Source organism: Cypionkella sp. (assembly GCF_028290025.1).
Taxonomy (GTDB): domain Bacteria; phylum Pseudomonadota; class Alphaproteobacteria; order Rhodobacterales; family Rhodobacteraceae; genus Cypionkella.
The window spans coordinates 1-24,976 of sequence record NZ_JAQGKQ010000043.1 but is presented as its reverse complement, the minus strand read 5'-3'; the positions used below and the strand labels follow the sequence as shown (position 1 = coordinate 24,976).

The 24,976-nt window shown below is 59.1% G+C and carries 25 protein-coding genes and 1 riboswitch; of the genes, 21 read left to right on the top strand and 4 right to left on the bottom strand.

Translation table 11 applies throughout. The features are described from left to right. Window positions 1-5 precede the first annotated feature (5 nt). On the top strand, window positions 6-1,124 hold the full coding sequence (locus JWS10_RS05510; RefSeq protein WP_299505394.1) for a glycosyltransferase family 4 protein: 1,119 nt from the start codon (window positions 6-8) through the stop codon (window positions 1,122-1,124). After that, window positions 1,121-1,837, top strand: coding sequence for a polysaccharide deacetylase family protein (locus tag JWS10_RS05505; protein ID WP_299505393.1), 717 nt, complete (start codon window positions 1,121-1,123; stop codon window positions 1,835-1,837). Before JWS10_RS05510 ends, JWS10_RS05505 begins: the two co-directional genes overlap by 4 nt. On the opposite strand, the gene JWS10_RS05500 is transcribed toward JWS10_RS05505, so the two are convergent. Together JWS10_RS05500 and JWS10_RS05495 are read right to left on the bottom strand one after the other, a co-directional pair. Next, on the bottom strand, window positions 1,838-2,800 hold the full coding sequence (locus JWS10_RS05500) for a glycosyltransferase (RefSeq protein ID WP_299505392.1): 963 nt from the start codon (window positions 2,798-2,800) through the stop codon (window positions 1,838-1,840). It abuts the gene before it with no gap. 16 nt (window positions 2,801-2,816) lie between these two features. After that, window positions 2,817-3,686, bottom strand: a complete 870-nt coding sequence (locus tag JWS10_RS05495; protein ID WP_299480003.1) for a hypothetical protein — start codon at window positions 3,684-3,686, stop codon at window positions 2,817-2,819. Between the two features lie 124 nt (window positions 3,687-3,810). On the opposite strand from JWS10_RS05495, the gene miaB reads away from it, so the two are divergent. The 14 genes from miaB (at window position 3,811) to JWS10_RS05425 (ending at window position 17,223) form a co-directional block, all read left to right on the top strand. After that, complete coding sequence (miaB, locus tag JWS10_RS05490; RefSeq protein ID WP_299505391.1) at window positions 3,811-5,109, top strand: tRNA (N6-isopentenyl adenosine(37)-C2)-methylthiotransferase MiaB; 1,299 nt, start codon at window positions 3,811-3,813, stop codon at window positions 5,107-5,109. 234 nt (window positions 5,110-5,343) lie between these two features. Further along, entirely contained in the window at window positions 5,344-5,865 is a 522-nt protein-coding gene (locus tag JWS10_RS05485; protein WP_299505390.1) for an OmpA family protein, read from the top strand. Between the two features lie 5 nt (window positions 5,866-5,870). Further along, window positions 5,871-6,221, top strand: a complete 351-nt coding sequence (locus JWS10_RS05480) for a hypothetical protein (RefSeq protein WP_299480012.1) — start codon at window positions 5,871-5,873, stop codon at window positions 6,219-6,221. Window positions 6,222-6,405: 184 nt separating this feature from the next. Further along, window positions 6,406-7,428 (top strand): PhoH family protein, encoded by a 1,023-nt coding sequence (locus JWS10_RS05475; protein ID WP_299505389.1) that lies wholly within the window; start codon window positions 6,406-6,408, stop codon window positions 7,426-7,428. Between the two features lie 153 nt (window positions 7,429-7,581). Then, window positions 7,582-8,082 carry an rRNA maturation RNase YbeY gene (gene ybeY / locus JWS10_RS05470; protein WP_299505387.1) on the top strand — a complete coding sequence of 167 codons (501 nt, stop codon included), beginning with the start codon at window positions 7,582-7,584 and terminating at the stop codon, window positions 8,080-8,082. Between the two features lie 48 nt (window positions 8,083-8,130). Further along, window positions 8,131-9,045: a hemolysin family protein gene (locus JWS10_RS05465; protein ID WP_299505385.1), complete on the top strand. Its 915-nt coding sequence runs from the start codon at window positions 8,131-8,133 to the stop codon at window positions 9,043-9,045. Window position 9,046: 1 nt separating this feature from the next. Then, on the top strand, window positions 9,047-10,510 hold the full coding sequence (lnt, locus tag JWS10_RS05460) for an apolipoprotein N-acyltransferase (protein WP_299505383.1): 1,464 nt from the start codon (window positions 9,047-9,049) through the stop codon (window positions 10,508-10,510). A 37-nt stretch (window positions 10,511-10,547) separates the two neighbouring features. Continuing rightward, a riboswitch (SAM-SAH riboswitch) is annotated at window positions 10,548-10,595 on the top strand. Window positions 10,596-10,601: 6 nt separating this feature from the next. Continuing rightward, on the top strand, window positions 10,602-11,768 hold the full coding sequence (gene metK, locus JWS10_RS05455; protein ID WP_299480027.1) for a methionine adenosyltransferase: 1,167 nt from the start codon (window positions 10,602-10,604) through the stop codon (window positions 11,766-11,768). A 215-nt stretch (window positions 11,769-11,983) separates the two neighbouring features. Continuing rightward, entirely contained in the window at window positions 11,984-12,433 is a 450-nt protein-coding gene (locus tag JWS10_RS05450) for a DMT family transporter (protein ID WP_299505434.1), read from the top strand. A gap of 62 nt (window positions 12,434-12,495) precedes the next feature. Continuing rightward, entirely contained in the window at window positions 12,496-13,182 is a 687-nt protein-coding gene (locus tag JWS10_RS05445) for a tRNA (guanosine(46)-N(7))-methyltransferase TrmB (protein ID WP_299505382.1), read from the top strand. A 244-nt stretch (window positions 13,183-13,426) separates the two neighbouring features. Continuing rightward, a complete protein-coding gene (gene aroA, locus JWS10_RS05440) occupies window positions 13,427-14,779 on the top strand; it encodes a 3-phosphoshikimate 1-carboxyvinyltransferase (protein ID WP_299505381.1) in 1,353 nt (450 codons plus the stop codon). Between the two features lie 209 nt (window positions 14,780-14,988). Further along, window positions 14,989-15,648: a hypothetical protein gene (locus JWS10_RS05435; RefSeq protein WP_299480036.1), complete on the top strand. Its 660-nt coding sequence runs from the start codon at window positions 14,989-14,991 to the stop codon at window positions 15,646-15,648. Between the two features lie 52 nt (window positions 15,649-15,700). After that, window positions 15,701-16,282, top strand: coding sequence for a (d)CMP kinase (locus JWS10_RS05430; protein ID WP_299505379.1), 582 nt, complete (start codon window positions 15,701-15,703; stop codon window positions 16,280-16,282). After that, entirely contained in the window at window positions 16,279-17,223 is a 945-nt protein-coding gene (locus JWS10_RS05425) for a hypothetical protein (RefSeq protein WP_299505378.1), read from the top strand. Before JWS10_RS05430 ends, JWS10_RS05425 begins: the two co-directional genes overlap by 4 nt. On the opposite strand, the gene JWS10_RS05420 is transcribed toward JWS10_RS05425, so the two are convergent. Beyond that, window positions 17,220-18,236, bottom strand: a complete 1,017-nt coding sequence (locus JWS10_RS05420) for a LacI family DNA-binding transcriptional regulator (protein WP_299505377.1) — start codon at window positions 18,234-18,236, stop codon at window positions 17,220-17,222. The two genes, JWS10_RS05425 and JWS10_RS05420, sit on opposite strands and share 4 nt — an antisense overlap. Before the next feature lie 228 nt (window positions 18,237-18,464). Here JWS10_RS05420 and JWS10_RS05415 point away from each other — a divergent pair, with 228 nt between their 5' ends. From JWS10_RS05415 to JWS10_RS05405, 3 genes are all read left to right on the top strand, one after another. Next, window positions 18,465-20,006, top strand: coding sequence for a sugar ABC transporter ATP-binding protein (locus tag JWS10_RS05415; RefSeq protein WP_299505433.1), 1,542 nt, complete (start codon window positions 18,465-18,467; stop codon window positions 20,004-20,006). Window positions 20,007-20,019: 13 nt separating this feature from the next. Next, a complete protein-coding gene (locus JWS10_RS05410) occupies window positions 20,020-21,021 on the top strand; it encodes an ABC transporter permease (protein WP_299505376.1) in 1,002 nt (333 codons plus the stop codon). A gap of 65 nt (window positions 21,022-21,086) precedes the next feature. After that, complete coding sequence (locus JWS10_RS05405) at window positions 21,087-22,040, top strand: substrate-binding domain-containing protein (RefSeq protein WP_299481979.1); 954 nt, start codon at window positions 21,087-21,089, stop codon at window positions 22,038-22,040. A gap of 301 nt (window positions 22,041-22,341) precedes the next feature. Here the strand turns inward: JWS10_RS05405 and JWS10_RS05400 are convergent, their stop codons facing one another. Then, the gene (locus JWS10_RS05400; protein WP_299505375.1) at window positions 22,342-22,770 is read right to left on the bottom strand and encodes a lipocalin-like domain-containing protein; all 429 of its coding nucleotides are present in this window, start codon (window positions 22,768-22,770) and stop codon (window positions 22,342-22,344) included. A 452-nt stretch (window positions 22,771-23,222) separates the two neighbouring features. Between JWS10_RS05400 and msrP the strand changes: the two genes are divergently transcribed. Then, window positions 23,223-24,125, top strand: a complete 903-nt coding sequence (gene msrP, locus JWS10_RS05395) for a protein-methionine-sulfoxide reductase catalytic subunit MsrP (RefSeq protein ID WP_299505374.1) — start codon at window positions 23,223-23,225, stop codon at window positions 24,123-24,125. Then, on the top strand, window positions 24,125-24,724 hold the full coding sequence (locus JWS10_RS05390; RefSeq protein WP_299505373.1) for a sulfite oxidase heme-binding subunit YedZ: 600 nt from the start codon (window positions 24,125-24,127) through the stop codon (window positions 24,722-24,724). The genes msrP and JWS10_RS05390 overlap by 1 nt, the downstream gene beginning before the upstream one ends. The last annotated feature ends 252 nt before the right edge of the window (window positions 24,725-24,976 follow it).

Genomic DNA, 24,976 nt, shown 5'->3' with positions numbered 1-24,976 from the left:
CCACCTTGACGCCCCACCAACGCCGCCTGCGGATCGCCTTTTACGCGCCCTTGAAGTCTCCGACGCATCCGGTGCCGTCGGGTGATCGGCTGATGGCACAGTTGCTGATGAAATGTCTGGAGCAGGCGGGGCATCAGGTAACACTTATCTCGGCCTTGCGCGCTTATCTGGGCAATCCGCAGGATCAGGCGGGATGGGCGAAGCTGCGCATAGACGCAGAGCAAGAGGCCAACAGGATTAGCACCCTTAGGACCAAGCACGGCCCGCCGGATCTGTGGCTGTGCTATCACCCCTACTACAAAGCCCCGGATTTGCTGGGGCCGGATCTCGCCCGCCGTTTCGCGCTGCCCTATGTCACGGTCGAAGCCTCACTGTCAGCGCGCCGCAATATCGGCATTTGGACCGAGATGCAGGCCGAGGTGATGGCCGCCGTGCAGCAAGCAAAGCTCAATCTCTGCCTGACCGCGCGAGATGCCGCAGGTCTGCAAGACGCGGCTTCGATGGCGCGGCTGGCCCGGTTTCCGCCCTTCATCGAAACGGAAGCGTTTTCCGCGCCGCCCATTCCGCAATCCGGTCATCTGGTGACGGTGGCGATGATGCGGGCGGGTGACAAAGCTGACAGCTACCTGCGCCTTGCCGCAACGCTGGCCTTGCTGCCTGCCCATCTCGACTGGCATGTTTCGATCATTGGCAACGGCCCGCTAATGGCTCAGGTGCAAGCGATGTTCGCGGCACTGCCACAAGATCGCATTTCATGGCTGGGGGAACAGTCTCGTCCTCAGATTGCGGCTGTTTTGGCGCGGGCCTCAGTTTATGTCTGGCCCGGCTGTGGTGAGGCGTATGGTCTGGCGTATCTGGAGGCGCAGGCCGCTGGCGTTCCGGTCGTAGCGCAGCGCGTTGCTGGGGTGCCCGAAGTGGTCGCCGACGGCGTCACAGGCTTTCTGACTGAACCGGGCGACGATGCAGCGGCAGCGGCAGCCATTACGCGGCTTTTGGATAGCCCAGAGATGCAGCGCGAAATGGGGCGGGCGGCACGGTTGCGCGTGCTAACGGATCACTCGATTGAGGGTGCTGCGCGGCGACTAAACGATCTACTTCAAACGGTGTTGGAGAGTGAAACGTGACAGATGCCCTGATGCGCGCGCTTGATCTTCGGGCCGCTAGCGCAAACCCTGCGCGCCTCTGGTTGCGCGATGATGATGCGATAGCCCCCAGTCAGAACCTGGATACTTTGCTTGGTCTGACAGAGGCCGCAGATGTGCCGGTTACGCTCGCCGTCATTCCTGCTTGTTCTGGGCAGCCATTGGCGGCCCGTCTGGCAATGGCCGCGCATGTTTCTGTCGCAGTGCATGGCTGGGCTCATACCAACCACGCCCCAGCGTCCGAGAAGAAGCAAGAGTTGGGCGCGCATCGCTCAGTCCCGCAGGTTCTAGATGAGCTATCGCGCGGCTTTGCTCATCTCTCACGGTTGCATCAGCACCAATTCACTCCGGTGCTTGTGCCACCATGGAACCGCATTAGCCCGCTGGTCGTGGCGGAGCTACCCGCACTGGGCGTCCGCGCGCTTTCGGTTTTTGGCCCGGAAACTCAAGCGCCTCTGCCCCTCATCAATACCCATGTTGATGTGATTGACTGGCGCGGCACGCGGTCTGGGCGGCCCGATGCGGTGCTATTGGATGAACTTGCAGCGGCGATGGCGAGGGGCAATGCGCCGATTGGTCTGCTTACCCATCACCTCGTGCATGATGCGCAGGTCTGGGGCTTTTTGGCGCGGCTGTTTGCCTTAACTGCAGATCATCCGGGTTGCCGATGGGTGGGCTTGCCCGAACTTATCTGATTACCAAGCTTTCCAAGCGATCAGCAAACCGCCGTCATTCGCCAAGATCCGCGCCTGCAACGCTTCCACCTCGGTTATGGCAGCACCGTCGGGCAGCGACCCAGCCACCAACGATTGCGGCGCAAGGCTCACCGAACCTCCGCGTGCCGCCAGCGTAAAGACCAACGGCCCGGTTGACCACCAAGCCGGAGCCTCGGGCATCAGATCAAGCACTGCTGGCAATCGCGCATTCAGCCGATGCAGCGCCGGATGATTTGGCGGAGTGGCAATGAATGAATTCGCCAACAGCAGCCCGCCCAAGCCAGTATGACGTGGCACCGTTTCTGCCCAAGCGGTCAAGCCGGTCAGCGGCAGCAGATGATGAAAGCCAATATCATCGCGGGCCGGAAACCAGTCGCAATCAAGGTAAATCCCGCCCTCGGCCGCAAGAATGGCATAGCGCGCCACGTCCACCGCCCCCGGGTAATCCTGCCGTGCGAGCATTGCAGAATATACAGGCTGATTTTCCAAACCAATGCGCTTGAGATCGGGCTCTTGCCAGAGCCGATGCTCATAGCCCTGCATCGCGGCGTGACGGCGCCATGCCGCCACGGTTGAGGGCACAGGCAAGCTGCCGATCCAAATCTGATGAATGACACGCGGCACCGACGCATGATTGGCGGTGGCGATCGCCAATTGTTCGGCGGTTGAAAACTGGAACAACGGCGCAAGCACTTCAGGCCGCGGCACCAGATGAAACTGATAGCCCGCCCGCGCCACTGCATCGCCTTTGGCCTTCGCCAGATGCAACAGCGCTGAATGCAGACGGCGCGGCAGTGCTAAAGCCGTCTGCGCTGGCAAAGTGCTCGTCTCGGGGTCCTGCACCAGCGTATCCAACACCGCTGCGGCCTCGGTCAACTTACCCTGCGCAACCAACGACCTAGCGACAGCGATGCCTGCATCCATGCGTTGCTTGGCTCTCACAATTTAGCGCCTTCGCCTAGAACCATTGTCCCGGCTCCATCAACCCCAGATCCATCAACTGTTGGCTGTGCCAAGTGAACGGGGTCGAGTTGTGCCATTTGAAATCTTGAATATCAAACCGCGAGCCTGCGTTGGAGCGCAGCGCCTTGGCCGTGCGGAAACTGACGATGGCGGTGGTGATGTTATGGTGCCACGGGCAGGCATAAGTGTTGTATTCTTCATCCGACAAGGTGAAATCTGGCCGCAACACCAGCCCCGGCTTGGTGCGGAACAACGCGATCCGGTCAATCTTGCGGCGCGGCACCGGGATATGTTCCTCAAAACGCCAGCGCAGACCGCCAAAGAAATCCAACTGACGATCTTTTGGATAACCGTTGTTGGAGAGATCGGGGCGACCCAAGGCGTAATAGCCCGACTTGTCCAAATGCGCCCTCTCCAGTGAAACGGCGTTGGGGAAATCATTCAAATCGTCGGCATAAAGATCGACGACATAAGACAATAATGCGTCACGACGTTCCTCGGTCTGGAAAGCCAACATTTCGCGGATGTTGCGGGTCTCGCAGAATGGGTGGAACAGGTATTCGGCGTTATAGCAGTAATACAGCCAAATCCCCGGCGCGGCGGCGATCACTTTATTTACCGCTTCTACCAAAGCCTCAACCGTATCCACATCATAGGGTATTCGGTGGATTTTTGCCTCAAGCTCGGCGGGCAAAACGAACGCATCGGGGGCGAACAGCGCCAATTGCGGAAAGCCTGCGTCAAGATGGTGGCGGATGGTGGTATCCAACTCAACCGGGTCTTCGGCAAACACCAAAGCCAGCGGACCTTTGGCCAATGCGGTTTTACCTTCGGACAAGAACTGATCAAGCGACGCGAATTTCATACAATGTCCATTTGCCATTGGCTTTTGTTGCCAACAGAATCCGTTAACAATTCAAGCAACGCAACCCCCGGCGTTGCGAAGGTCGGCACTTTGGCATAGACGGCAGGCCAGACAGAGGTGCGTTATGGCTGATCCCAAGAAGCTTTTCATCAAGACTTACGGCTGTCAGATGAACGTCTATGACAGCGAGCGTATGGCCGAGGCCATGGGCGCGGACGGCTACGTGACGACCGAAAGCGCCGATGACGCCGATATGGTGTTGCTGAACACCTGCCACATCCGCGAGAAAGCGGGCGAAAAGCTGTATTCCGATCTGGGGCGGCTGAAAAAGCTGAAGAACCTGCGGCCCAATCTGAAAATAGGCGTGGCGGGCTGTGTGGCGCAGGCCGAGGGTGCCGAGATCATGCGGCGTATGCCGATTGTTGATCTGGTGGTCGGGCCGCAATCCTATCACCGCCTGCCCGAAATGGCGCGGGCGGGCACGCCGCAGGTCGATACCGATTTCCCGCTGGAAAACAAATTTGATCTTTTGCCCGTGCGTAAAGCCATCCGTGGCCCGATGGCATTTTTGACCGTGCAGGAAGGCTGCGATAAGTTTTGTGCTTTCTGCGTCGTGCCTTACACGCGCGGCTCTGAGGTTTCCCGCAGCGCGCAGCGTATCTTGGATGAGGCCCGCGGCTTGGTCGATAAAGGCGTACGCGACATCACTTTGCTGGGGCAAAACGTCAACGCTTATCATGGCGACGGCTGGACTTTGGCGCGGCTGATCCGCGAACTTGCCCGCATCGACGGCTTGCAACGCATCCGCTACACCACCAGCCACCCCAATGACATGGAAGACGATCTGATCGCAGCACACGGCGACGAGCCAAAACTGATGCCGTATTTGCATCTGCCAGTGCAGTCAGGTTCGGACCGCATCCTGAAGGCGATGAACCGCAAACATACTGCTGAAGCGTATCTGCGCCTGATCGAACGCATCCGCGCGGCGCGCCCCGATATTTTGCTTTCGTCAGATTTTATCGTCGGCTTTCCCGGTGAGACCGACCGCGACTTTGAGGATACGCTCGATTTGATCCGGTCGGTGAATTATGGCGCGGCCTACAGCTTCAAATACTCCGCGCGCCCCGGCACCCCCGCAGCCGAAAAGCCAGAAATTGATTCGGCGGTGGCGGACGCGCGGTTGCAAACACTGCAAGCCCTGATCACCGAACAGCAACGCGGCCTGCAAAATGCAATGGTTGGCCGCGAGGTGGGCGTGCTTTATGAAAAGCCGGGGCGCGAGGCGGGCCAGATGATAGGCAAATCTGACCATCTGCATGCGGTCTTCGTGAATGACACCCAAGGCAGCGTCGGCGAAATGGTCAGAGTGAAGATTATCGCATCGTCGTCGAACTCGTTGGCGGGTGAACGCCTCTCTTAGCCAAGAAGCGCGTCGTTTCGCAACTCTAGCCAATAGGCACCCCCAGCCCACTTTAGCGCGTATGACGCAACAGCTAGCCTTGAAAAAGCCACAAACCCCTAGATTTTGCTTTACTTCGATTGGCGCGCTCGGCAAACCTTCGCCTATATTTAGATGATTTCAAGATATCGAAGGGGAGCTGCCGCAGTGGAGCGTTTTTCCAGAGCAGTGCGAATAGCAATCGGTGGCGCGGCAATGGCTGCGGGCCTGCTGATGGCAAGCGGGGCTGTCGCACAAACTGCGCCGCAGATCGCCGGTAAGATCGAATGGGGCGTCTGGGTTGATGACGACGGCTGTATGCACTGGTGGGCGGATGGCGGAGTGGAGGGCTATATGCTCGACCGCGTCAATCCCAAGACCGGTAAGCCCGTCTGTCTGAAGCGCAACACTTGTCTGGTGCAAAACACCGACACGCTGTTCGCCACCGATAGCGCCAAACTGACCGCTTATGGTCGCCGATACCTGACGGAGTTCTTCCAAAAATCTGGCGCGTTTGGCTATGCCGTTTACGGTCACACAGACAGCCGCGCTTCGGATGAGTACAACATCAAACTGTCGCAGCGTCGCGCCGCTTCGGTGGCGACAGTCGCGCGTTCCGTCGGTGCAATGGTGGATCGTGAAATCGGCTACGGCGAGCGTCAGCCGCGTGCAAGCAACTCAACAGCGGCGGGGATGCAGCAAAATCGCCGCGTTGAAGTCGTCTGCTACAAGTGGTGATGAACATGCCCAAAATGACAGTCTTCCCGCTTTTGGCTTTTGCAGCGCTCGGCCTCAGCGCCTGCGTCGATGGCTTAACCCCTTACGCACAGGGGCCAGACACCGTAATCGCAACGGCGCGTGATTCAGGGCGTGACCATGTCGGCCTAATCGAGGGTGAGGCCGCGATCGCCTACGATCCCGATGGCTGCCAAGGCTGGATCATTGACGATGGCGCCGAGGGGTATTCGGGCCGTCGCTACGATCCGGTGTCGGGCCTGCCAGTGTGCAACAACAAATATCCGCCGGGCACTGTGATCGGCAACTATCAATCCGCGTCATCACCAGTCAACGACTATGTGCCCATTGTTCGGTAAATGCTTTGCTAACAAACTGCTTTAAGACCTCGGAATTTCCGGGGTCTTTTTTTATTGCCCAGTTCTTGCGCAAAGATGCCGCTGTCATCACTTTGATATCATCAAGACGCAGGTTGCACTTGCCAGACCATTTGGCGGGTCTACACTCCAACCAGACGTCACCTGAACCGTTAAGGAGATCCCTTTGGGCATCAGCGCGCTAACGCCCCCGACCCGTTCCGAGGATATTGTCGAGACCGTCCTCGAATTTCCCGATAACCGGCTTTTGATCAGCCTCTGCGGCGAGTTTGACCGCAATCTGGCACAGATCGAGCACCAGATGGGGGTGCATGTGCTACGACGCGGCAATCGCCTTTCCGTCATTGGCGACATAGCCGCACGCGAACAGGCGTCAGCCGTGCTTCGCTCATTATATGCAAGACTAGAGCAGGGACGTAGTGTGGTGGCAGGCGATATTGATGGCGCAATGCGGATGGGTCGGCCAATGCCGGATACCAAGCTGGAATCGTCCGAGCAGGTCGAAATGTTTAGCGGCGGCGGAGGCGTCGAATTGCGCACCCGCAAGAAGCCGATTGAACCGCGGACTGATGCGCAGAAGGAATACGTGAAAAACCTGTTCTCGCATGAGATGGGCTTTGGGATTGGTCCGGCAGGCACGGGTAAGACTTATCTGGCAGTCGCTGTCGGCGTCACCATGCTGATTTCAGGCGCGGTTGAGAAAATCATCCTGTCACGTCCGGCAGTGGAGGCGGGCGAACGTTTGGGCTTCCTTCCCGGCGACATGAAGGAAAAAATCGACCCCTACATGCAGCCGCTTTACGACGCTTTGAACGACTTTCTGCCCGCCAAGCAGATTCAAAAACTGCTGGAAGACAAACGCATCGAAATCGCCCCACTTGCCTTTATGCGCGGTCGGACCTTGTCGAACGCCTTTGTCGTGTTGGATGAGGCGCAGAATGCGACAACCATGCAGATGAAGATGTTCCTGACCCGTCTGGGCGAAGGCAGCCGCATGGTGATCACTGGCGACCGCACGCAGGTCGATCTGCCGCGCGGCACGGCTTCGGGTCTGCAAGATGCCGAACGTATCCTGAAAGGGGTGAAGGGCGTGACCTTCAACTATTTCACCTCGAAAGACGTGGTGCGGCATCCGTTGGTCGCTCGCGTGATTGAGGCTTACGAGCGCGACGAAACGCAACCAGTTTAACAACTTGCGGCACATGATCTAACAGAGCGCGTGCCGCGCAAGTTTTCTTTAGCGCTTACGCGCGTGAGGGGGCTAGCCCCCGCTGCGCTCCCCCAGGATATTTCCACCAATGTGAAAGCTTGAGAGGCGGGCTGGCTTACGCTAAGGGGCGGCATGGAACCACTTGTTGATATCGTCATCGAAGACGCGCGTTGGGAGGCTTTTGGGCTGGAAGCCACCGCCGAACCGGCTGTGCGCATGGCTTTTGCCGAACTCGGACTGGCCGAGGCGGGCTTTACCCTGTGCGTGATGGGTTGCAGTGATGCCCGAATTCTGGAACTGAACGGCGATTTTCGTGGCAAAGCAAAGCCGACCAATGTGCTGAGCTGGCCTTCGGCGGAACGTGGTGCGGATGAGGGTGCAGTGCCTGACCTACCCGAACCGGGCGATGCGGATGACCCCGAATCCCTTGGCGATATCGCAATCTCCTATGACACTTGCGGGGCTGAGGCTGCTGAAGCTGGCAAGCCGATGGCCGATCACGTCGCGCATCTTATCGTGCATGGGCTGTTACATCTGCTCGGCTATGATCACATTCGTGCCGCCGACGGTGATCTGATGGAGGCTACCGAGGTGCGGATACTTGCGCGGCTGGGGCTTTCTGACCCATATTAAGCGCGACACTAAGCGTCTGCCCTTCGGGGCGTTTTGGAACAAGGACCAATGGGCAGTAGTAACGACGGGTTATCCGCAGCGCCAAAAGGGCGTGAGGATGATGAGGCCGAGGTTGCACCTCGCGGATTTTTCGGGCGGCTTCTATCCGCCTTCAATTCCTCTGACAGCAGTGAGGGCGACGAGGAAGGCGCAAGCTTGTCGCAACCCAAAGGCTCGCCACTGCTCGGCTTAAGCAACCTGCGCAGGCTGCGCGTTGATGATGTCGCCATCCCAAAGGTCGAGATCGCCGCCGTGCCTTTGGACATCGGCAAAGATGATCTGGTTGAGGCGTTCCGTCAGCACGGCTTTAGCCGTTTGCCGGTTTACAAAGGCACGCTCGACCATCCGCAGGGGCTTGTGCTGCTGAAAGACCTCGCCTTGCAGCACGGATTTGGCGCCTCTGGTCGCTTCTCGCTGAAGAAACTGCTGCGTCCGGTGCTGTTTGCTCCGCCTTCGATGCCCGCGGCCACCCTGTTGCAGAAGATGCAGCGCGACCGGGTGCACATGGCCTTGGTGATCGACGAATACGGCGGCGTTGACGGCTTGGTGACCATCGAAGACCTGATCGAGACGGTGATTGGTGAGATTGAAGACGAGCATGACGAAGTCGAAGGTGCTTTGTGGAAAGAGGAATCTCCCGGCGTGTTTGTGGCCCAATCCACCGTGCCGCTGGATGAGTTTGAGGCCGCCATTGGCCTGACCCTGCGCAACGGTGAAGACGACGAAGATATCGACACCCTGGGTGGTCTCGTTTTCCTGCGCACAGGTCGCGTCCCGGTGCGGGGTGAGATCGTGCCGCATGAGTCTGGTGCCGAGTTTGAGGTGCTAGACGCCGATCCCCGCCGCATCAAGCGTTTGCGTGTGCGGTTGCCGGGGTCGGTCGCTATGCCAGAGCCACTGCCCGTGCCAGAGGTCGAAGGCTAACATGGCATCGAACTGGTCCGGCCTGCGCCCCTTCGGCGTGGCGGCTTTGCTGGGTGTGCTGGTCGCAACCGGGCAAGCACCGCTCGGCGCGTGGTATATAGCGCTGCCAGCACTGGCGGGCTTGTGCTGGTTAATCGCGCGCAGCACAGCACCGATCTGGCTCGCATGGTTCGCGGGCGCTGGCTATTTTGCCGCCGCGTTGAACTGGATCGTGCAACCGTTCATGGTGGACGTCGCCAAAGATGGCTGGATGGCCCCCTTTGCGCTGGTGTTCTTGGCCTTTGGCATGGCTTTATTTTGGGCGCTGGCAGGCTGGCTTAGCCGCTTCGCCCGCAGCCCGGCTATTGGCTTCGCCATAGCCCTCGCTGCTACCGATCTTTTGCGCGGCTATGTGCTGACCGGATTCCCGTGGGCGCTGATCGGCCATATCTGGATTGATACCCCGGTGGCGCAACTGGCGGCTCACGTCGGCCCGAGTGGCCTGTCGCTGCTAACCGCGTTGCTTGCCGCTGGCCTTGCCTCGCGCCGTGCGCTGCCTACGGGCCTCGCTCTAGTCAGCCTCGCTGCCGCATGGACTTTTGGGATGTGGACGCTCGCCCAACCGATGCCCAATGATCGCCCAGTCACCTTGCGCCTCGTGCAACCCAATGCCGAACAGCAGGCGAAATGGGATCCGGACCTTGCCAACCAATTCTTCAATCGGCTGCTTGCCTTCACCGAAGCCAAACCGACGCCCGATCTGGTGATCTGGCCGGAAACCTCGCTGCCCTACCTGCTTGATCTGCATCCGGAAATTGGCGGCATGATCGCAAGCGCAGGCAATGGCGCGTCGGTGGCTATCGGTATGCAGCGCGTTGAAGGCGACAAGGCTTGGAACTCGCTGGCGATTATCGCCCCCGATGGCACCCGAGGCCAAACCTACGACAAACATCATCTGGTGCCGTTTGGCGAATATATTCCGTTCGGCGATACGTTGCTATCTTGGGCTAATATCGCGGCCTTCGCCTCGCAGGCGGGCAACGGCTATATGGCAGGTCCAGGGCCACAATTGTTGGACTTCGGTCCCAAACTCGGCCGTGCATTGCCGCTGATTTGCTACGAGGCAGTCTTCCCGCAAGACCTGCGCGGCACAGAGCGCCCCGATTGGCTGCTCCAAATCACCAATGACGCGTGGTTTGGCCATTGGACGGGCCCGTTCCAACACGCCGCCCAGGCCCGCCTGCGCGCCATTGAACAAGGTCTCCCTCTGGTGCGCGTTGCCAACACAGGCGTGACGGCCGTTTACGATGCGCGAGGCAGGATCACCGCCAGCCTGCCTTTTGAAACCGCAAGCTACCTTGACGCAGCTTTGCCTGCTGCTTTGCCAGCAACGATTTATGCCGTTTTCGGTGAATATCCGGTGTTGTTGCTACTACTAGGATTGTTCTTGCGACAGTTCGCGCCACACAAACGGCGCGGCGCTTGACCTTGTGACGCGCTTGTGACTAAGCCAGATTAACTAAACCTCCGCACAACGGCTTCCTGGCGTGCGGCAATAACCCAACGGAGCACTTCCCATGAGCCGCAAGAACTATATTTTTACCTCGGAATCCGTTTCCGAAGGTCATCCAGACAAGTTGTGTGACCGCGTGTCAGACGCCATCCTCGATGCGTTCCTGACCGAAGAGGCCAACGCACGCGTGGCTTGTGAGACCTTCGCCACTACGGGTCGGGTCGTCGTCGGCGGTGAGGTTGGGCTGTCTGACCCAAACGCCCTGAAAAGCATGATGGAGCGCGTTGAAGCCATTGTGCGGGCTTCGGTCAAAGACATCGGCTACGAGCAGGATGAGTTCCACTGGAACACCCTGCAAGTGCAGAACTATCTGCACAAGCAATCGGCGCATATCGCGCAAGGCGTCGATAATGACGGCGCTGGTGATCAGGGCATCATGTTCGGTTACGCCTGCCGCGAAACTCCGGAACTGATGCCGGCTCCGATCCAATATTCCCATGCCATCCTGCGCCGTCTGGCCGAAGTGCGCAAATCGGGTGCCGAGCCAACGCTGCGCCCCGATGCGAAATCGCAGCTTTCCCTGCGCTATGTAGACGGCGTTCCGGTTGAGGTTACCTCGATCGTGCTGTCGCATCAGCATTCGTTGGAAAGCCAGAATTCGGCGGACATTCGCGCGATTGTTGAGCCTTATATCCGCGAAGTGCTGCCCTCCGGCTGGATCACCGAGAACACCGAATGGTGGGTAAACCCGACCGGAACTTTCGTGATCGGCGGCCCTGATGGCGACGCTGGCCTGACCGGGCGCAAGATCATCGTCGATACCTACGGCGGTGCGGCCCCCCACGGCGGCGGCGCGTTCTCGGGCAAAGATCCAACCAAGGTTGACCGCTCGGCCGCTTATGCTGCGCGATATTTGGCGAAGAACGTGGTGGCGGCTGGTCTGGCGGATCGCTGCACGTTGCAAGTGTCGTATGCGATTGGTGTCGCGAAGCCTTTGTCGATCTATGTCGATACGCATGGCACCGGCCAAGTTGAGGCCGAGCAGATCGAAAAGGCTGTCGCCGCTTGCATGGATCTGACGCCGCGCGGCATCCGCGAGCACCTGCAACTGACCCGGCCAATTTACGCCCGCACCTCGGCCTACGGTCACTTTGGTCGCGCGCCAGAAGCGGATGGCGGTTTCTCATGGGAGAAAACCGACCTGATCGACGCCCTGAAAGCGGCGGTGTGATCTCAAACGCGCGCGGCCTCGGGTGGCATCGAGCCACCACTCGGTCGCGTTGCCACGGATAGATAACGGCGGCGCTTCAAGTGCCGCCGTTTCCATTATTGTGTGTGTTCGCGTTGCCTGTCGGAGTTAAGCGTTCCGATATAGTAAACGGGTTCTGCGTCGGGACGACAAAGAGTATAATCCCGCCGAGGTTCTTACGAAAGGTAACGATGACAATGCCCACCGAAACCCTGCGCTATGCCCTTTGGATGCTTCTGGCGGGCATCGGTATCCCAATCCTTGCCGCGCTAAACAGCCAACTCGGCGCACGCCTAGGCGCTCCAGTGGCTGCGGGATTTGTGCTGTTTTCGGTCGGATTTATAACCGCCGCCGTGCTGCTATTGCTGTCCGGTGAAGCCCCCGCGCTCGCCACCCTCTCCGCCCAACCCAAACACCTGTTGCTCGCCGGGTTGTTCATGGCGTTCTACGCCTTTTCTATCACATGGGTCGCCCCGCGCTTTGGCGTCGGCAATGCAGTGTTCTGCGTGCTGCTCGGCCAGATGATCGCCGCCACCGTAATCGATCAGTTCGGCCTGTTCGGCGCAGCAATCCACACCGTCTCACTCACCCGCGCCGCCGGAATTGCCGCGATGGTCGCTGGCCTGGCGATGATCCAACGCGGCTAACCGCCCTTGACCAAGGCGGTAAGGCAAGGCTAGAGCGCCCGAACAATCACAAGGCTACACCGATGTATGATCCCGTTGAGCGGCGCAATTTCTACGGACGCGTGCATGGTAAAACCCTGCGCGCCAGCCAGAAAACTTATCTGGAGGAAGACCTCGAACGCCTCAGCCTGCCCGATGTGGCGCGAGACGATAACCCCGAGCGTGTCCCGATAGACCTGACGCAATTCGCGGGCAAACCGCTGTGGTTGGAAATCGGCTTCGGGGGTGGCGAGCATCTGGTTCACATGGCCGCAACCTATCCCGAAGTCGGTATCATCGGCTGCGAGCCCTTCGTGAATGGTATCGCCATGCTGCTGGGCAAAATCCGCGCGGCAGAAGTCACCAACCTCGCCATCCATCCCGGCGATGTGCGCGAGCTGTTTGACGTGCTACCCGCCGCCTCAATCGCCAAAGCTTTCCTGAATTACCCCGACCCGTGGCCAAAAGCCCGCCACCACCGTCGCCGTTTCGTCACCCCAGACTACCTCGCCGGCCTCGCCCGCATCCTGCAACCGGGTGCAGAATTTCGGGTTGCGACCGACATTCCCGATTACGTCCGTCAAACGCTTGAAGAAGTCCCACTGGCTGGCTTCACCCTACTCGATCAAGGCGACGAGCCATGGTCGGACTGGCTTTCCACCCGCTACGAGCAAAAAGCCCTGCGCGAGGGCCGCCCACCGCATTACCTGACCTTCCAACGTAACGCCTGAACCAAAGATGATACGGCTCCGCGACGACTATCCAAACCAAGCTGATCATTTCACCTGCTTAAAAATATCCCCGCCGGAGGCTCCCGCCCAACAACCGCCACTGCCGTAATAATTCCACCCCGCGACAGCCGCGCGCGCGTGCCGCCTCGATGGCGGCCAAGCGCGCAACCCTGTCAGGTCAACCGTGGACCCGGCCCGCCGCTTACGGTATCAGGCTTGCAAATTCGCTTGCAGGAGATCCCGTATGTCGTCCCATGCCACAGCCCAACCGATGACCGCCTCCAAATCCGGGCCGCTGAAAGGCACAGCCTCGGTTCCCGGCGATAAATCCATCAGCCACCGCGCGCTGATTTTCGGCGCGATGGCGGTGGGTGAGACTAAGATCACCGGGCTTCTCGAAGGCCAAGACGTGCTTGACACCGCCAAAGCGATGCGGGCGTTTGGGGCGACGGTCATTCAACACGCGCCGGGGGCGTGGTCGGTGCATGGTGTTGGCGTCGGCGGCTTTCAGGAACCTGCCGATGTGATTGATTGCGGCAACTCTGGCACCGGTGTGCGGCTGATCATGGGAACGATGGCGACCACGCCGATGACTGTAACCTTTACGGGGGATGCGAGCTTGCGCAAGCGGCCGATGGGGCGGGTGACCGATCCGCTCAGCCTGTTTGGTGCGCAGGCTTATGGTCGCAAAGGCGGCCGCTTGCCGATGACGGTGGTGGGTGCCGCCAATCCGGTTCCGGTCCGCTATGCGCTGCCTGTCGCTTCGGCGCAGGTGAAATCGGCGGTGCTGCTGGCGGGCTTGAACGCGCCGGGGCAGACCGTGGTGATTGAACGCGAGCCGACGCGGGATCATTCGGAACGGATGCTGCTGGGTTTCGGGGCGCAGTTGACTGTCGAGAAGACCAGCGAAGGCAACGTGATCACCCTGACAGGCCAGCCGGAACTGCGCCCGCAGACGGTGGCGGTGCCGCGCGATCCGTCTTCGGCGGCGTTTCCGGTCTGTGCGGCGCTGATCGTGGAAGGCTCGGATATCTTCGTGCCGGGGGTTTCGCAGAACCTGACTCGTAACGGCCTCTATCTGACGCTGGTGGAAATGGGCGCGCAGATTGAGTTTCAAAACCCGCGCACCGAGGGCGGCGAACCTGTCGCTGACCTGCGGGTGCGGTTCTCGGATACTATGAAGGGTGTCGAGGTTCCTCCCGAACGTGCGCCTTCGATGATTGATGAATATCCGATCCTGTCGGTGGTTGCGGCTTGCTCGACGGGTAAGACGATCATGCGGGGCGTGAAAGAACTGCGGGTCAAGGAATCCGATCGGATCGACGCGATGGCGCGCGGGCTGGAGGCTTGCGGTGTGACGATTGAGGAGGATGAGGATACCCTTATCGTTCACGGCATGGGCGCGGGCGGCGTTCCCGGGGGGGCGACTTGTGCCACCCATATTGACCACAGGATTGCGATGTCTTTCCTTGTTTTGGGCATGGCGGCGAAGCACCCGGTTTCGGTCGATGATGCCTCGCCCATCGTGACCTCGTTCCCGATTTTTGAGGGCTTGATGACCGGTCTTGGCGCTAGTTTGCGGCAGGGTGGGCAGTAAGATTCGGGCTTGTCCACGCGTGGCAGCTTTTAAAACCTAGCAAAAGTAACGACCTACATCAGACGTTAAGGCTTTGTTAAGCTTTTCGCACATGCCTCGCAGTGCGGTGCCTGATAAATCAGTGGCCCGGTGGCACTTGCGGCCTCACCGGACTATATAGCCTCAAAGGCTCGGAGCAGAGCCAAACTTACGCCAAGGAAGGGCACCAGATGGGAACTTTTTACGCAGCCGTCGAGGTCTTTGATCCTGAAGGCCAAAACGCGATGCCCGACGCAGCCGAATATGGCGGTGAGGCGCGGTTCTTTGTGTTGACCGCCGAAGATTTGTCAGAGGCGCTGGCGACTTTGGCAAACTCAATTTCGGTCAATGGCTTGCGGCTAGACCGTGTCTTGCACGCAGGCGCGGTCGAAGCGTTTGACGATGAGATATTGCCGTTTGAGGTTGATATCGACGGCATGGCCGAAACCGCGCAAGGCTCGGGTGAAATTTGTGCCTCCGAAGCGCATCCGTTCGAGCCTGACGAGTCGGACGGCATAGCTTCCGGGGTTTATGCGGTTTGCGTTGACGCCTTCGATATGGAATGGGCCGACGAGGACGAAGGCGAGTATGGCGGGCATTACCAACTCGCGGTGATCAAGGCCGAAACCGCCGCCGCCGCTTTGCAGCAGTTGGTCGAAGATTTTGCCTCCGAAGGCATCGTGATCATCTCGCTTGAGGGGTTGGTCGATGCCAAAGCCTTCCCATTCGACGCCTACGAGTTCCAGTTTGAGGAAGACGATGCGGTCTCCGAAGTGTTGGAACAGGGCGGCATGATCGTCTCAAACGCCTACGCCTATCCACCGGAAGCGCCGCGCAAGTTGGACAGTTGATTTAGGGGCTAGCCCCTAACACCCCAGGATATTTGCGCAGAGAGGATGACCCGTGCAGTTTACAGTGGCCATTGATGGGCCTGCGGCGGCTGGTAAGGGTACGATTGGGCGGGCACTGGCTGCACGGTTTGGTTTTGCGCATCTCGATACCGGGCTGTTGTATCGGGCTGTTGGTGCGCTGGGCGGTGATCCGGTAGCGGCCGCGCGTGGGCTTACGGCGGCGGATTTGGCGCGGGATGATTTGCGGTCAATGGCTGCCGGACAGGCGGCGAGTGTCGTGGCGGTGATCCCGGAAGTGCGGGCGGCTTTGGTCGATTTTCAGCGCCGTTTTGCGCGGGCCGAGGGTGGTGCGGTGCTGGATGGTCGTGACATTGGCACGGTGATTTGCCCGCAAGCCGAGGTGAAACTGTACGTGACGGCGAGCGCGGAAGTCCGGGCGCATCGGCGTTGGCTGGAGCTTGGTGGCGATGCAACACGGGTGCTGGCCGAAGTGATCGAGCGGGATGCCCGCGATATGGGTCGGGCGGAAGCTCCGCTGCGGGCGGCTTCGGATGCGGTGGTGATTGATACCTCCGCCCTGCCGATTGAAGCCGCGATTGCTGCGGCCGTGGCGTTGGTTCAGGCGAAACTGTGACAGCCCGCGTCGTGCTGCACCTTCCGGCGTATATGAATGCGCGTTTGGCGGCGGGTAAACCGCTGCTTTACAGCCGCATCCGTGACAGCATTCTGGCGCGGGGTGGTGCCGTTGACTTGGTCGAAGGCTTCAACGGCGCGGGGTATCGCGAAGATGGCAACCTGCATATCGTCGAGAACGGCCACCACCAGCGCGTCGGAGTTTTGAACGCGGCGACGGCTTATTTTGAGGGGTTTTTTCACGTCGATCCGGTGGGGATTCAAGCCGCAAGCCGGATTGGCGCGTTGCTCTATGATCCGACAACGGTTGATGGCGGAGCCGCCCAGACTTATCACGCCAACTTGCAGCAACGGTTCGCGGTGCCTCGGCTTTCTCGCTACAAACAGCCGAAAACGCTCAGAAATTTGCCCCAGGGCGCGCTGGCGGTGTTCCTGCAAGGCCCGGCGCCTCAACGTAATGGTCAGGCGTATTGCAGCTTTGAAGCCATGGTTGAGGCCGTTTGTGCCGGGGCCGGTGGGCGTGATGTGCTGGTCAAACCGCATCCGCTGAAACCTGAGCTCGGCGCAGAGATTATCGCGGCGGTGCGGGCGAAGGGGTATCGGCTCACGCAAACCGACGCCAATGTGCATGACATTTTGGCGGTGTGCAGCGCCACGGTGTCGATCAATTCCGCGACCGCGCTGGAGGGCTTTTTGCATCGCAAACCGGCGGTGCTGTTTGGCCGCTCGGATTTCCACGCCGTTGTCGAAACCGTGCAGGACCCCGCCGCGTTTGGGGCAGCTTTGGCGCGCGCGTTAACCAATCCGCCAGACTACGCGCGCGCGCTGTATTGGTATTTTGGCCAGCACTGTCTGGATATTCAGGCCGATAATTTCGACGCCCGCTTGCTTGCGATTTTTGCTGAGGCTGGCTTTGATGCCAACCGGCTCGGCCTGACTTAACGCCTCGGTGGTGGCCCCACCGAATTACGCACCACCAGATCGGGACGCAATAGTATCTCTGTCTCCGCCGGTTCGGTATCCGACAAAAGCTGCAACAGCAGCGTCATCGCGTGTTTGCCGATCAGACCGCGCGGTTGCCTGATCGTCGTCAGCGAAGGCTGCATGAACGAAGCCTGCGGCACATCGTCAAACCCGGTCACCGAGAAATCGCGCGGAACGATGTAGCCACGCGCAGTCAGCCCCAGCATCACGCCAATCGCGGTTTGATCGTTGACGCACATAAACGCGGTCGGCAGCGTGTCGCGCAGGAACAACTGATCGACCGCGAGGCGCCCGCTTTCAATGGTGCCATCGCCGTCAATCACCATCCTTGACGCTACCGGAATACCTGCGGCGTCCAGCCCCGCCTCACATCCGAGACGACGGCGTACATAGGCCAGCCGATTGCGCGCATCGCCGACGAAAGCGATTTTGCGGTGGCCTTCCGAGATCAGCAGTTCCACCGCCTTGCGCGCACCCTCCAGGTCATCGACGCCGACGTAAGGAATACCGCCGTTGAAAACCGGCTCAAACACCCCAACGGTGGGGGGCAGGCGGGCGGTCATTGACTGGTGACCAAATGGCAGAATACCGGTGAACAGGATCATGCCGGCGGCTTGGTTCGATGAGAAAAACTTCAGATATTCCAAGCCGCGTTGCGCGTCGTTCTGGGTATGGCCGATCAGCACGCCGTAACCATGCGCGCGGGCCTCATTCTCTAATCCGACAAGAATGCTAGAGAAATTGGGGTCGCCAATGTCGGGGGCTACCACAAGGATCATGTTGGATTTGCCCAAGCGCAAAGAGCGGGCCGCAGCATTCGGGGTATAACCGGTCAGCGCAATCGCTTGATTGACCTTCAGCCGGGTGGATACCGCAACCTTTTCCGGCAGATGAATGGCACGCGACACCGTGGCAATCGACACTTCGGCAATGCGGGCGACGTCTTCGATGGTGGCGGGAGAATTCGACAAGGGTGCGGGCCTATGGTTGCTGCGGCGAAGCCTATAGAGGCGGGCGGTCAGGTGCAAAGCCGATGAATGATTGCTGCAATGTAAACCTTTACATGAAAAAATCAAAGCACTACACATATGGGGCGGAGAGGAGCCGCGAGGGGGGTAATCATGGCGTCAGGGCCCGTGGGCGGTGACAACATTGCGTCAGTGCGTGGCAAAACTACGGCGATGACGCGCGACGAAACTATGCGGTCTGCAGGCGATGAAAGCGTTGCCAAGGCGCATGGCGATATCGTTCTTTCAGCCCAACGGATCAGCAAATCCTTTAGCGGGGTTCAGGTGCTGTTCAGCGTCGATTTCGACCTGCGGCGCGGTGAGATTCACGCGTTGATGGGCGAGAATGGTGCGGGCAAATCTACGCTGGTGAAGATTTTGTCCGGTTTTGAACAGCCCACCTCGGGTGAGATTTATTTGGATGGCAAGTCGGTTAAGCTGCCGCCGAATGGCGCGGCAGAGGCTTTGGGCATCGTTGTGATCCATCAGGAGTTTAATCTGGCGGAGCATCTGACCGTCACCGAAAGCCTGTTTCTGGGGCGTGAGGTTGCGCATTTCGGATTGCTGGACCGCAAACACATGCGGCGCGAGACTCGGCGTGTCTTGGATATGCTGGGGTCTAGAATAAGCGAGACGGCGGTGATTTCTTCGCTGACGGTCGCTGATAAACAGATGGTTGAGATTGCCAAGGCTATCAGCCGTGATGCGCGGATTGTCTTTATGGATGAGCCGACCGCCGTGCTGTCGCGCGAGGAAACCGACGCCTTGTTCAAACAGGTGCGCAAGCTGCGCGATCTGGGGACGAGTTTTGTGTTCGTCTCGCACAAGCTGGATGAAGTGACCGAACTTTCCGACCGTGTGACAGTGTTGCGCGATGGGCAATGGGTGAAAACTGCGCCGACCTCAATGCTCGACGGCGAGTCTATTGCGCAACTGATGGTGGGGCGCGAACTTTCCAGCCTGTATCCACAGAAGTCTGAACCGAATGTCGATGAGGCGCGGGTTTTGTCGGTGGTGGGGCTGAACACCGCCCACGTCCGCGACGCGCATTTCGATCTGCGCAAGGGCGAGATTCTGGGGTTCTCCGGCATGATCGGTTCGGGTCGCACCGAGTTGATGGAGGCGATTGCCGGGCTTTATCCGCGCATCTCGGGTGAGGTGCGGATCGGTGATCAACTGATGCCGTCGGGCGATATTCACGCGACCACGTCGGCAGGTTTGGCCTATATGACCAAGGACCGCAAATCGAAGGGCCTGCTGCTCGGCTCTGATATGACCAGCAATCTGACGCTGCAATCGCTCGATCAGCATGGCCGCTGGGGCTATCTCAGCCCTGCAAGTGAGCGCACGGCTTTGGCCCGAGCACGCCGCCGTTTCGACATTCGGGTGCGCGACGCGGGCGTCGTTGCGGGTCGCATGTCAGGCGGCAATCAGCAAAAACTGCTGCTTGCCAAGGTGATGGAGATTACGCCGAAAATCCTGATCATCGACGAGCCGACGCGGGGCATCGACGTTGGCACCAAGCAACAGATTTACCACTTCATCGCCGCTTTGGCGCGCGAGGGTTGTTCGGTGATCATGGTGTCGTCCGAGATGCCCGAAGTGATCGGGCTTTGCAGTCGCGTGGTGGTGATGCGCGCGGGGCGGATCGTTGGCGTGTTGGAAGGCGATGAGATCAACGAGCAAAAAATCATGCGCTATTCGGCGGGCTTGAAGCAAAAGGCTGTCGCGTAATATGGGGGCAAATGTGACGACACAAGACGATCAGGCGGAACCAAAACGGCGCTGGCAAGACGTGGACTTACGCGCGGTGGCACCTTTTGTGGCGCTGGCTTTGCTGCTGCTGCTGGGCGCGCTGGTTAACCCCAATTTCATCAGCATAAACAATCTCGCCAACGTCGCTACCCGCAGTGCCTTTATCGCGCTGATCGCGGTCGGCGCGACATTCGTAATCTCCTCGGGCGACCTGGATTTGTCTGTCGGCTCAATGGTGGCGTTCGTCGCCAGCCTTATGATTTTGTTCATGAACTCCGGTGCGATCGCCGACCCCGGCATGATGATTGCCGCCGCGATCGTGCTGGCCTTGGTGGTGGGGGCGCTCTGCGGACTGGCAAACGGTTTGATTACGACCGTCGGCAAGATCGAACCCTTCATCGCCACGCTTGGCACCATGGGCATCTATCGCGGCCTGACCACTTGGCTAAGCCAAGGCGGTGCTATCACCCTGCAATCAGCCGAGCAGCAAGACCTGTATCGCCCGGCCTATTTCGGTGTGGTGCTTGGCGTTCCCGTGCCGATTGTTGTCGTGCTGGCGGTGACCTCGGTGGCTGCCTTCGTGTTGTATCGGATGCGCTATGGACGTCATGTTGTGGCAGTCGGATCAAACCCCAACGTCGCGCGCTATTCCGGCATCAACGTCGATCGCGTGCGCACCACGGCTTTCGTGATCCAAGGGGTCTGCGTCGCCATCGCGGTGATGCTCTATGTGCCGCGTTTGGGGTCAACCTCGGCGACAACCGGCATCCTGTGGGAGCTGCAAGCGATCACCGCCGTGGTGATCGGCGGCACCGCCCTTAAAGGCGGTGCAAGCCGGGCTTGGGGCACGATCTGCGGCGCGTTCATCCTCGAACTCGTTGGCAACATCATGCTGCTATCTAATTTCATTTCCGAATACCTGATCGGCGCAATCCAAGGCGCCATCATCATCATCGCTATGTTGGTGCAACGATCACTGGTGCGGAAATCGTGAAACATCGGCCGGGGATAGGGTCGCCCGGCTGCATTCTGCCAGACCCGACCAAAGGGAGGAATAAAATGCGTAAAGGTTTACTAAGCCTTGTCACTGTCGCCGCGATGGCGATGGGCAGCACGGCGAGCTTTGCTCAAGACAAAGCCTACACTGTCGGCGTGTCGATCCCGGCAGCAGATCACGGCTGGACGTCCGGTGTGGTGTTCCATGCCAACCGCGTGGCAGAGCAATTGATGGCACAGCATCCAGGGCTCAACATCATTGTCAAAACCTCGCCAGATGCGGCAAGCCAAGCCAACGCGCTGCAAGACCTTGAAACTCAAGGCATTGACGCGCTGGTGATCCTGCCAAGCGATCCCGATCCACTGGTAAACTCGATCAAAGAGATCAAATCCAAGGGCACTTTCGTCGCCATTGTCGACCGTGCGCCTACAGTTAATGATGACTCGGTGCGCGACCTCTACATCGCCGGGAACAACTTTGCTTTGGGCGAGACCGCTGGCAACTATATCAAAGCCACCACCCCGGACGCCGAAGTTGTGGTGATCCGTGGCCTGCCAATTCCGATTGACCAGACCCGTCAGGACGGTTTTGACAAGGCCATCGAAGGCTCCAACGTCAAAGTGCTGGACCGTCAGTTTGGTAACTGGAACCGCGATGACGCCTTCAAAGTCATGCAGGATTATCTGACCAAATTCCCGAAAATCGACGTGGTTTGGTGCCAAGACGATGACATGGCCGTTGGCGTACTGCAGGCGATTGAACAAGCAGGCCGCTCCGACATTCAGTATGTCGTGGCGGGCGCAGGCTCTAAAGACATGATCAAGAAAGTCATGGACGGCGACAAGATGATCCCGGTTGACGTTTTGTATCCGCCAGCGATGGTCGGCACGGCGTTAGAGATGACCGTGGCGGGGCTTTACGCCCAAGTGCCGATGCGCGGCACATTCACCGTCGATGCGACGCTGATCACCAAAGAGAACGCGGCGCAATACTACTTCCCCGACTCGCCGTTCTAACAGCGAGGAACTGATCTTCAGTTGCGCCTGCCCATTCATTTGGGCAGGCGTTTTTCAATGGTCGAGACTTGCTTGCAACAGGCGCGCCCACCGCCCGGAATCAAGGCGCTTGCGCCGCCGGGCAGCGCCTCATTGCCCCATCGGGCAGGCGCTTTTGCAGCGTCCCGCGTCGAATATCCAGGGAGGACGCTGAACCATAAATCGCGCAGAACATTTGTTGCAGCGCCAACCCGGCATTCAGCCGCTGCCCTGTTTTGAATGTGTGAAGACGCAATGAGAAAAGCCGAAATACTGCCTGCCCTCAAAACCGCGATAACCTGCGCCACGTCAAAACCCCACGCGCGGTTTGGCCGGCGATCGTTGGGTGCGCCATCACCGGAGTCATGATCGAGAGAATATCACCCTCAAGCGCAAGGGTGCGCGCCTGTTCGCCACCGACCCAAGCCGGATGCCACGCCATTTCAACCGTGGTCACAAGCTGATCCGGGGCTTCCAGCCGAAACGGGCCTGAATAGACCAACATGCTTTTGTAAAGCGCAGCGGTGGAGGCATCATCTACAGCCGGCTTGCGGTCATTCGCGGTAATGAAGGCGATCATTCGATGATCTGGGGTAAGCACCAATGTGCCAAGCGGGTCAGCGCCAAACATCTCGCGCCGCTCATCGGTTTCAAGGGTAACAAACTGATGTGATATAAGTGTCCAAGTGCCGAACAAGTCTTCTGGCGTCATTATCTATCTCCACCCTATAACGGTTGGGCCATTCAGATTTGCTGGCCTAAAGGCGTCTGTTGTCGATACTGTCACTGAGACTGCGGCCAGTTGCCTTGCATCGTCAACGACAATCTTGCGGCTGACTTAACGTCTAAAGCTGGTCGCCAACGAAGCTGAAACATTCCGTGGCCAGCCCCAACAAAAAACCGGCAGGCAACTGTGTGGCGGCCTTGGACGGCATAGGCCCGGTGCGATCCTAACCAAAAGTATCGCCCAGAGTTTGGCCATTAACAAAGTCTTAACACCCACCCCATAACCCATTGAAATCATGTAATCCGCAGCCTTGGCCACGCGTGAGCACTTCTCAGCCGATATATTTCAAAGCCCTATCACAGATGTGAGATCAGATGATTTTGTCTTTTGCTCAATCTGCGCCATCTTAGACCTCAGACCCCACGAGGAACCACGCCATGACCTATCAGCCAGAATTCTCCCGCGCCGACGTCACCCCGCAGCACCTGTTCCTGAACCGCCGCGCCCTGATTGCCGGAGCCGCCGCCCTTTCCATCGCAAGCCCAGCCCTCGCGCAGAGCAGCCCCTATTCCACCGATGAAGCCCCGAACTCCTTCGAGGACATCACAACCTACAACAACTACTACGAATTCGGCTACGACAAGGACGACCCTGCCGCCTATGCAGGCAAGCTGACAACCGACCCGTGGAGCGTCACCGTAGACGGCCTCGTCAACAACCCCGGCACCTACGCGCTCGCCGACCTGATTGCAGGCCAACCCATCGAAGAACGCATCTACCGTTTCCGCTGCGTCGAAGCCTGGTCGATGATCGTGCCGTGGCAGGGGTTCCAACTGTCCGGCCTGCTGCAAAAGCTCGGCGTGAAGCCGGAAGCGAAATATGTGGCGTTTGAAACCGTAGTCCGCCCGGATGAGATGCCGGGGATTTCGGGCGGTATGATCGACTGGCCGTATCGTGAGGGGTTGCGGCTGGATGAAGCGATGCACCCGCTGACGATCATGGCGACGGGATTGTATGGCAAACTGATGCCAAACCAGAACGGCGCGCCGATCCGCCTGATCGTGCCGTGGAAATATGGCTTCAAGTCGGTGAAGTCGATCGTGCGGATTTCTTTGGTGGCCGAGCAGCCGGTGACAACCTGGAACACCTTGGCTGCCAACGAATACGGCTTCTATGCCAACGTGAACCCCGAGGTGGATCACCCGCGCTGGAGCCAAGCCTCAGAGCGTCGCATCGGTGGGGGCCTGTTCGCGGGCCGGATAGATACCGTGAAGTTCAACGGCTACGGTGATCAGGTCGCCAGCCTCTATGCGGGTCAAGATTTGACGCAGGATTACTGATGCTCAACGCCATCAACCAAACCGCCCGGCGCATCCCGGCTTATACTATATATATAGCTGGCGTGGCGCTGGCGGTTTGGGTGATCTATTCATCGCTCTCCACCCCCGACCCCGCCAAGGTTTTAGAACGGACCTTGGGTACGCGGGGACTGCAAATCCTGATCGCCACGCTCTGCATCACTCCGCTGCGTTGGTATGGGGTGAACCTGTTGAAGTTCCGCCGCGCGCTGGGGCTGATGGGCTTCATGTTCATCGCGCTGCATCTGATGACATGGGTGGTGCTGGACCTCGCGCTGCGCTGGTCAGAGATTCTGACCGAGCTGACCAAGCGACCATTTATCATCGTGGGGATGCTGGCGTTCGTGGCGCTGATTCCTCTGGCGGTGACTTCCAACAACGCGATGGTCAAACGACTCGGCGCTTTGCGCTGGAAACGGCTGCATTGGCTGGCTTATCCAGCAACTTTGGCGGGGGCGGTGCATTTTGTGATGATCGGGAAGGTCTATACGCTGGAATCAGCACTTTATTTTGCAACCGTGCTGGGACTTTTGATCGCCCGCCGACTCAAAGCCCGGAAAAAGGCGCTGCAAACTGCCTGACTCGCGCCGTGATGTGGCAATCTCCGATAAGAATGTTGCGCGAAAGGGGGGTGCTCGCGGTCGATGCTTCCGCCAACCCTGCCAATTGATGGATAAATTCACAAAACTGTAAAAAAGTGAGTTTGGATGTGTTTTTTGCTATTGCGGGTTCCGGCGGCTTTCCCTAAACAGCGCCTTACCGAAGCGAAACAGTGACGGTGACGAAACGAAACGAAGCGTAAGCGGTTGTTAAGGTTCGGAAAATCTGAAGAT

Excerpts from the sequence above, each read along its gene's own strand:
- JWS10_RS05495 (WP_299480003.1), bottom strand. The coding sequence starts at position 3,686 with ATGAAATTCGCGTCGCTTGATCAGTTCTTGTCCGAAGGTAAAACCGCA.
- miaB (WP_299505391.1), top strand. The coding sequence starts at position 3,811 with ATGGCTGATCCCAAGAAGCTTTTCATCAAGACTTACGGCTGTCAGATG.
- JWS10_RS05485 (WP_299505390.1), top strand. The coding sequence starts at position 5,344 with ATGGCTGCGGGCCTGCTGATGGCAAGCGGGGCTGTCGCACAAACTGCG.
- JWS10_RS05480 (WP_299480012.1), top strand. The coding sequence starts at position 5,871 with ATGCCCAAAATGACAGTCTTCCCGCTTTTGGCTTTTGCAGCGCTCGGC.
- ybeY (WP_299505387.1), top strand. The coding sequence starts at position 7,582 with ATGGAACCACTTGTTGATATCGTCATCGAAGACGCGCGTTGGGAGGCT.
- JWS10_RS05465 (WP_299505385.1), top strand. The coding sequence starts at position 8,131 with ATGGGCAGTAGTAACGACGGGTTATCCGCAGCGCCAAAAGGGCGTGAG.
- lnt (WP_299505383.1), top strand. The coding sequence starts at position 9,047 with ATGGCATCGAACTGGTCCGGCCTGCGCCCCTTCGGCGTGGCGGCTTTG.
- metK (WP_299480027.1), top strand. The coding sequence starts at position 10,602 with ATGAGCCGCAAGAACTATATTTTTACCTCGGAATCCGTTTCCGAAGGT.
- JWS10_RS05450 (WP_299505434.1), top strand. The coding sequence starts at position 11,984 with ATGCCCACCGAAACCCTGCGCTATGCCCTTTGGATGCTTCTGGCGGGC.
- JWS10_RS05445 (WP_299505382.1), top strand. The coding sequence starts at position 12,496 with ATGTATGATCCCGTTGAGCGGCGCAATTTCTACGGACGCGTGCATGGT.
- aroA (WP_299505381.1), top strand. The coding sequence starts at position 13,427 with ATGTCGTCCCATGCCACAGCCCAACCGATGACCGCCTCCAAATCCGGG.
- JWS10_RS05435 (WP_299480036.1), top strand. The coding sequence starts at position 14,989 with ATGGGAACTTTTTACGCAGCCGTCGAGGTCTTTGATCCTGAAGGCCAA.
- JWS10_RS05415 (WP_299505433.1), top strand. The coding sequence starts at position 18,465 with ATGCGGTCTGCAGGCGATGAAAGCGTTGCCAAGGCGCATGGCGATATC.
- JWS10_RS05405 (WP_299481979.1), top strand. The coding sequence starts at position 21,087 with ATGCGTAAAGGTTTACTAAGCCTTGTCACTGTCGCCGCGATGGCGATG.
- JWS10_RS05400 (WP_299505375.1), bottom strand. The coding sequence starts at position 22,770 with ATGACGCCAGAAGACTTGTTCGGCACTTGGACACTTATATCACATCAG.
- msrP (WP_299505374.1), top strand. The coding sequence starts at position 23,223 with ATGACCTATCAGCCAGAATTCTCCCGCGCCGACGTCACCCCGCAGCAC.
- JWS10_RS05390 (WP_299505373.1), top strand. The coding sequence starts at position 24,125 with ATGCTCAACGCCATCAACCAAACCGCCCGGCGCATCCCGGCTTATACT.